Consider the following 7,675-nt stretch of genomic DNA (forward strand, 5'->3'; position numbering starts at 1 on the left):
CCAATCGACTGCGTTAGTTGGCCCAAGTGGTGCGGGTAAAACAAGTTTGATCAATGCCATCCTTGGTTTCATGCCTTATGAAGGAAGCTTGAAAATCAATGGCATTGAACTGCGTGACTTAGACTTAGCCTCTTGGCGTAAAACCATTAGCTGGGTGGGTCAAAACCCATTGTTGTTGCACGGCAGCATTCGTGACAACGTCACCCTGGGTAAGCACGATATTGCTGACCAAGTTGTCGAGAATGCACTTGAGCAATCATTTGCTAGCGATTTCGTTAACGAACACGGCTTGGATTACATGATTTCTGATCGCTCTGGCGGCCTGTCTGTTGGTCAATCTCAGCGTTTGGCACTAGCTCGCGCAATGATTCAAGATGGCCAGTTCTGGTTGTTAGATGAACCCACTGCCAGCCTAGATACTCGTAGCGAACAGTTAGTGATGAAAGGCATCAATAGCAATATTGAAAGCCGCACTGCCCTGCTTGTAACGCACCAACTCGCACCTCTTAAATCAGTCGATAATATTCTGGTGATGCGTGATGGCGGTCTGGTTGAACAAGGTCATTACTCTCAGCTTTCGACTGCGGGTGGTTTGTTTGAAGAGATGCTGAACGCGAACTTAGCTCAACAAGATAATAAGGGTAATTTAGATGCGTGATTTACTGCCTTACCTGAAACTCTATAAAAAGCATTGGTTTGGCCTATCGCTAGGCATGCTATTGGCTTTTGCTACTCTGTCGGCTTCTATCGGCTTGTTAACGCTATCAGGCTGGTTCATTTCAGCTTCTGCGGTTGCAGGCCTTACGATTGCACGTGAAACCTTCAACTACATGCTACCGGGTGGTGGTGTACGTGGTTTGGCAATGAGCCGTACTGCGGGTCGTTGGGGTGAACGTGTTGTCAGCCACAATGCAACATTCAAACTGTTAACTGATTTACGTATCTTTTTCTTCAAGAAGCTGGCTCCGCTGATCCCAGGTCGTATCTCAAACCTTCGTGACGCCGATCTACTGAACCGTTTGGTTGCTGATGTCGACGCGATGGATCACGTGTACTTACGTTTAGTAAGCCCTGTGACGGTGGGTGTGTTTGGGATTTTCTTCCTGACTCTATTCTTAATGTGGTTCGATAGTTCGCTTGGTTTGATCTTAGGTTCTATCCTTCTGATCATGCTGTTGGTTTGGCCAATCTTGTTCTACAAGCTGGGCAAGCGTAACGGCGGTGAGCTGACACAGAACAAAGCTGACCTTCGTGTGACTACGCTAGATTGGGTTGAAGGCTACAGCGAACTGACTCTGTTCGGTGCTGAAGAGCGGTACCGTAATGCGATTCTAGAAACGCAACACAAGCTGATGGCGAATCAGTTTGTGAATGCTAACCTAACTGGTATGGCGTCAGCTGCACTAATGCTGTTCAACGGTTTGACGTTGGTTCTTATGCTTTGGCTTGCGGCTGACGGCGTGGGTGGCAATGCACCAGACCCGTTCATCGCGCTAATGGCGTTCGCTACTATGGCAAGTTTTGAACTGCTGATGCCTATCACAGGCGCGTTCCAGCATTTAGGTCAAACTCTGTCTTCTGCTCGTCGCTTGAACGAAGTGATTCTGTCGGAGCCTGAAGTTCAGTTTGCTGAAGAGAAGCTCGACATCAATAAGCCACTTGATATTACGTTCTCAAACGTGACGTTCAACTACCCTGATTCTGAGCGCAGTGTTCTGAACGCTGTTGAGCTAACAATTCCGGCAACGAACAAGGTTGCGATTGTGGGTCAAACGGGTTCAGGTAAATCGACTCTGATTCAGCTTCTGACTCGCTACTGGGATCCTAAAAAGGGCTACATCTCAATCGCGGGTATTGAACTGACGCAGTGGAATGAATCACAGCTTCGTGAATCAATCAGTGTGGTAAGCCAGCGTGTCGACATCTTGAATGGCAGCCTACGCGACAACTTGTTGATTGCGAAACCAGATGCCAACGATGAGCACCTAGCTAACATCCTTAAAGACGTTGGTCTAGAAAAGCTGCTTGAGAATGATGGTCTTGATAGCTGGTTGGGTGACGGTGGTCGTCAACTGTCTGGTGGTGAGAAGCGCCGTATTGGTATCGCACGTGCCATTCTTCATGATGCCCCTATCCTGCTTCTAGATGAGCCAACAGAAGGCTTAGATAAGCAAACAGAACACAGTATCATGGCACTGTTCGAGAAGCACTTTGAAGGCAAGACGGTTATCTTCATTACGCACCGTTTGATTGGTCTGGAAGCGATGGATTCTATCGTTCTAATTGAACAAGGCGAGATTGTAGAACACGGCTCTCATGAATCGCTGTTAAACGAAGAAGGACGTTACTTCCAACTTCGTCAGGCAATCTAGCTCCTCATAAGTTATAAAGAAAACCATTCAAAGCCCGAGTTTATACTCGGGCTTTTTAGTGTCTTTATGTTTTTGTATCTTCACTCTTGAGCAATCTATTAGGCAAGTTTGGTTTTAAGCCTCTTTACTAAATCACTAACTTATCGAATTGGTTTTAAACAAAGTTCTGTTTGAGCTTCTCTTCTAACGCTTGAACGCACAGTTTGATGGCAATCGGTGTGTTTGAGGCGAATGAGTTCAACGCATAAACCGTGTTAGTGGGTAGTTGAAAACTTGGTAAGAGATCGACCACTTCATTTGATAGTTGATGAAGATAGAAGTCTGGGATCACACCAATGCCAACGCCAAATTTGATCAACGCGAGACAACTATGAAAGGAGTTCGTAGTGCAGCTTGCTTGTTGTTGGTAAATAAAGTCTTGATCTGTTTGAGAAGTAAAGCGATGAGAGACTTGCTTACCTTGCCATGAGTTAGCAATGTAAGGGATAGATTCAAGCTCACGAGAACGCATGCTTTCAACGCCACACAACACGTCTTTAAACTCGCCCAAGCGTTTCTGCTTTAGGTTGCTGTCACGAGAACTGCCCACTCGTACTGCGAGATCAATATCGTGTTCCATGAAATCTAAGTGCTGATCATCGCTGATCAGCTCTGGTTTTAACTTCGGGTATTGCTTCATCAAGTCTGCAATAACAGGCGCGACCAATAAATCCATCAACGCATTCGGTGCAGTAATACGAATCCGACCTTGTGGCTCTTCTAGCTCAGCTTTGGCCATATCCCAAGCCGAGTCAGCAATCACGTTGATGTCTTTGCAGCTTAAATAAAAACGCTCACCCATACTGGTCAGAGATTGCCTCCGTGTTGTGCGTTTGAGAAGTGAAGCACCTAGTTCTTGTTCCAGAATTTTGAGGTGCTGACTGACGACGGACTTGGATAACTCAAGCTTTTCAGCCGCAGCTGATACTGAGCCCTGCTCTACGATGTGAGCGAAAATCGACATCTGCTTTAGCTTACTCATCTTATTGTTCTCTTTTTACACACAGTATTTTCTATTATCTCTGTTTTTCAATTTAATTTCCAAGGCTAAACTGAATCCAACTTATCGAGATAACCAAATCAAAGACACAGTGTTTGAAAGAAGACTGATATGGAGAAAGACAATGTTAAACAACCAAATTTTAGAAGCATGTAAGCAAGGCATTAACGCATGGCAGAAAGCATTCAACAGCCAAGATGCGAAAGGTTGTGCAGATCAATATGCTGAAAGCTGTGTAATGGAAGCGCGTCCATTTGGTACTTTTGAAGGTCGTGAAGCGATTCAAGCATTTTGGCAAAACATCATCGACCAAGGTTTCAAAGACGTTGATTACACAGACGTTACGTGGGAAGAGCACCCAGAAGGCGGCTACATTTTGACGGCTAGTTGGACAATGAACAAAGCGTTTGGTGTTGTGCATCGTGAGCACTGGGCACTAGAAGCCGATGGTTGCGCTCGTTTAATCAGCGATGACTTCGAGGTTCAAGGCGAACGCTAGCCTACTCGCTTTTAAAAGAACAAGCCGCTTTAAAAAATAATGCGATAACAGTAGTTATGTCGCTAAAAAATAGTTATGTCGCTAGAAAAACAAAGGCCGGTAGTCTGAATCAGACTACCGGCCTTCTCTTTTTATTCCAGCCTGTTATCGACTGCTTACGAAAAACAACCGTTATAGTGCCGCTTTCTTCGCTTCTGTAATCCAAGCATCAAACGTATTTCGGTTCGCTTTGATCCAACCGTTTACGTGCGCTTCGATATCAGCCGAGCTGTTCTTACCTTTACTCATCATCATGTTCTGAGCACTTACATCATTGATGTTAAGTTTGATGATTTCAAAAAGCTTCGCCGCAGATGGGTTGTTCTTAGCAAACTCTTTGTTCGCAATAATACGCATCGAGTTCATTTCGAAGCCGTAGTTCTTACCGTTAGACAAAGTAGTATCAACATTCGCACGATCACCCGGAAGTGAAGAGAATGGAACTTCTAACCAAACTACGTCTTCGTTAGGAACCAATACACCACTTACCCAATAAGGTGTCCACGTGTAGTAAAGAACTGACTCGCCCTTTTGGTAACGTGAAATCGTATCTGCGATGATCGCTGCATAGTTACCTTGGTTGTGAGTAACGGTATCGTCCAATTTGAATGCAGAGATTTGGTGTTCGATGACCATCTCACAACCCCAACCAGGGTTACAGCCCGTCAGGTCTGCTTTGCCATCACCATCAGCATCAAACAGCTTAGCGATTTTTGGATCAGTCAATTGACCAATGTTAGTGATGTTGTACTTTTCAGCGGTTTTCTTATCAATAAGGTAACCTTGAGCGGCACCACTTACATACTGGCCTTCACGGTAGAATTTGTCATCGCCACCCGCCATTTTGTATTTGTCAGCGTGTAGTGGGAACCAACCTACTGTTAGGAACGTTGCGTCACCTTTTGCGATAGAAGTGTAAGCTACGTTATAGTCCACTTCTTGCGTTGATTTCACATCGTAACCAAGCTCTTCTAAAGCACGGTTAACAATCAGTGTTTGGAACGTTTCTTCAGCAACTGAAGATTGAACGGGCTGAACTGATACACCTTCACCCGGTAAGCTTGCAGCCCACACGTTCGTTGATACAGCCAGTGTCGAAACGATGCTAACGGCTAGCTTACTCTTCCATGAATTATTCATTGGTGTTTTTCCTTAGTTGTAGTTCTGATTGTTTACCGCGATTTAAAGCTTTTAGCACAAGGGAAACAGGCCCCATGTGATACCAGCGTAATTTTGTATTACCTGCATTTACCCCAAGAACTTGGGTAATGCGGTCAAGTAGGATTGCAAGAATAACAATGCCTAGGCCACCAACAGCGGCCAATCCCATATCCAGTCGGCCAATACCTCTCAGTACCATTTGACCTAATCCACCTACTGCGATCATTGATGCGATAACCACCATCGATAGCGACAGCATCAGTGTTTGGTTCACGCCCGCCATGATGGTTGGCAGTGCAAGTGGTAGTTGAATTCGGTAAAGCATCTGCTTTTTGCTGGCGCCGAATGAGTGACCCGCTTCGATCAACTCTTCCGGTACTTGCTGAATACCCAAGATAGTCAAACGTACAACAGGAGGAAGTGCGAATATGATCGTCACCACCACACCCGGAACGTTACCGATACCAAACAACATTACGATGGGTACAAGATAAACGAAGGCTGGCGTCGTTTGCATGGCGTCGAGAATTGGGCGTACGAATTTAGCCGCGGTATTGCTGCGGGCGAGCCATATCCCCATGGGTAAGCCGATCAGCAGACAGAAGAATACCGATGTCATGACCAGTGAAAGCGTGGTCATCGCTTCAGACCAAGCGCCAATCAAACCAATAAAAGTCAAAGAAACGGCTGTAGCCAAACCAAGCTTCAGGTTTGAAAACTGCCATGCAACTAAAAACAAGATGATCAACATGAATGGTGCAGGTGTCGACACCAACGCCGTTTCAAATGAACTTAGAATAAAATCGATAGGCACACGGATTGCTTGAAACAATGGACGTCCGTGCTCAACTAACCAATTCAGTCCAGACTCTACCCAAGTGTCGACGGGCAAAACTGCTTCTGCAAAAGGGTTAAGTGGATCAAAAGGTGTCGTTTCGACTGTTTCGCTGCTTAACCAATCTGCTGATGGTGAGGTATCAGCTGCTTGACCCCAAGGATCACTTGATGGCTGAGCTGCTGGAGCTGATTGAGACCATGGGTCATTATTTGTTTGTTCAGACGACATGATCTACCCCTTATCCAATGTTTGTAACAGTCGTGACTTAGTTACCACGCCAAAGTAATTACCTTGCTCATCCACAACAGGAACGGAGTAAGGCACACCGCCAACAAGGCCAAGCACATCGTTGATTGGTAAATCAGGGTTCAGCGTTAGGCCATCATCGAGCTGCGCACTGACGAGTGATTTGTTCTCTTTGTGTGCTTTACGAAGGGAATCAACAGAGACAATGCCGGAGTAACGACTGCTTTTCTCAACAACAATGCCGTATTCACGGTCGTTATCCATCAAGATTTGTAGAGCGGACGCTGGGCCGTCATGTTCTGATTTTTTAAATACCGCAGCTGGCTTCTTACGTGCAATGTCTTTCACCGTAAGAACACTTGCTACATTCACACCGCGGAAGAAAGCTTCGACATAATCGTTCGCTGGGTTGTTAAGAATTTCGTCTGGGGTACCCACTTGAACCACCTCACCGTTTTGCATAATGGCAATACGGTCACCGATTCGCATCGCTTCATCCAAATCATGGGAGATGAAAACAATGGTTCGTTTATCGTCATTTTGAAGGCGAATAAGCTCATCTTGCATTTCAGTACGAATCAAAGGATCGAGTGCAGAAAACGCTTCGTCCATTAACAGAATATCAGGGTCACATGCTAGAGCACGAGCCAAACCAACACGCTGCTTCATACCGCCAGACAATTCATCAGGGTAAGATTCTGAATACGGCCCGAGACCGACTCGTTCCAACGCTTCAAATGCTGACTGTTTTCTCTTATCGACTTCAACACCCGCTAGTTCAAGACCAAACGCGGCGTTTTCAATCACTGTCATGTGAGGCATCAATGCGAAGTTTTGGAAAACCATGGAGATGTTGTTGCGACGGACTTCGCGGAGCTCATCTTCTGAGGTGTGGGCAATGTCTTTGCCTCGAAGAAGCACATTACCTTTGGTAGGTTCAATCAAGCGGTTAAGAAGGCGTACTAGGGTTGATTTGCCAGATCCTGACAGTCCCATTATGACGAAAATCTCGCCTTCTTGAATGCTAAGAGAAACATCGTTAACGCCGATCGTTAACCCTGTTTCTTCGAAAACTTTATCTTTGTTCGCGCCTTCATTAATCATTGTAAAAGCACGGTCGGTATCTTCACCAAACACCTTGTACAGTCCCTTAACTTCCAGTATGGGATCCATGTAATCTAATCCTTTCTTAGTTATCTAAACTAATAGTTATTTAAACTCAAAACCGATTATTTAAACTTAAAAACGGTTATTTAAACCCGAAAAACGATTAGCACTCTAAGCAATTAACCCATGCAAATCAAGGGGCATCGTTCTGTAAAGCCGATGAAAAACCGTTAAAACCCCAGCCCAAACAAAGGTCAAATATCAAGCCCATACAAAGCAAAATATTGATAATAAAGAAGTTTAAATCACACTCAACACCTGCGGCATTATGTATTACTTACAGATAGATTATTGAATATTTATTTCACATCAGA

General features: G+C 45.1%; 7 protein-coding genes. 3 read left to right on the plus strand and 4 right to left on the minus strand.

Annotated features, from left to right (window positions below; genetic code table 11):
- Positions 1-658: ATP-binding cassette domain-containing protein (locus AB4496_RS16090; protein ID WP_372105008.1), on the plus strand; the 658-nt coding region annotated here is incomplete at its 5' end.
- A complete protein-coding gene (cydC, locus tag AB4496_RS16095; protein WP_009846460.1) occupies positions 651-2,372 on the plus strand; it encodes a heme ABC transporter ATP-binding protein/permease CydC in 1,722 nt (573 codons plus the stop codon). The genes AB4496_RS16090 and cydC, both read left to right, overlap by 8 nt.
- 154 nt (positions 2,373-2,526) lie before the next feature.
- Here cydC and AB4496_RS16100 read toward each other — a convergent pair whose 3' ends face one another.
- Positions 2,527-3,393: a LysR family transcriptional regulator gene (locus tag AB4496_RS16100; RefSeq protein ID WP_009846459.1), complete on the minus strand. Its 867-nt coding sequence runs from the start codon at positions 3,391-3,393 to the stop codon at positions 2,527-2,529.
- Between the two features lie 142 nt (positions 3,394-3,535).
- On the opposite strand from AB4496_RS16100, the gene AB4496_RS16105 reads away from it, so the two are divergent.
- The gene (locus AB4496_RS16105; RefSeq protein ID WP_009846458.1) at positions 3,536-3,910 is read left to right on the plus strand and encodes a nuclear transport factor 2 family protein; all 375 of its coding nucleotides are present in this window, start codon (positions 3,536-3,538) and stop codon (positions 3,908-3,910) included.
- Positions 3,911-4,081: 171 nt separating this feature from the next.
- On the opposite strand, the gene proX is transcribed toward AB4496_RS16105, so the two are convergent.
- Genes proX through proV form a run of 3 tightly spaced genes read right to left on the minus strand, consistent with a single transcriptional unit; the run spans position 4,082 to position 7,367 of the window.
- Entirely contained in the window at positions 4,082-5,089 is a 1,008-nt protein-coding gene (proX, locus tag AB4496_RS16110) for a glycine betaine/L-proline ABC transporter substrate-binding protein ProX (RefSeq protein WP_009846457.1), read from the minus strand.
- Positions 5,082-6,176: a glycine betaine/L-proline ABC transporter permease ProW gene (gene proW / locus AB4496_RS16115; RefSeq protein ID WP_009846456.1), complete on the minus strand. Its 1,095-nt coding sequence runs from the start codon at positions 6,174-6,176 to the stop codon at positions 5,082-5,084. Before proW ends, proX begins: the two co-directional genes overlap by 8 nt.
- A gap of 3 nt (positions 6,177-6,179) precedes the next feature.
- Positions 6,180-7,367: a glycine betaine/L-proline ABC transporter ATP-binding protein ProV gene (gene proV, locus AB4496_RS16120; RefSeq protein WP_009846455.1), complete on the minus strand. Its 1,188-nt coding sequence runs from the start codon at positions 7,365-7,367 to the stop codon at positions 6,180-6,182.
- Between the last annotated feature and the right edge of the window lie 308 nt (positions 7,368-7,675).

The sequence above is a fragment of the Vibrio sp. 10N.222.46.A1 genome (assembly GCF_041473595.1).
Lineage (GTDB): Bacteria > Pseudomonadota > Gammaproteobacteria > Enterobacterales > Vibrionaceae > Vibrio > Vibrio tasmaniensis_A.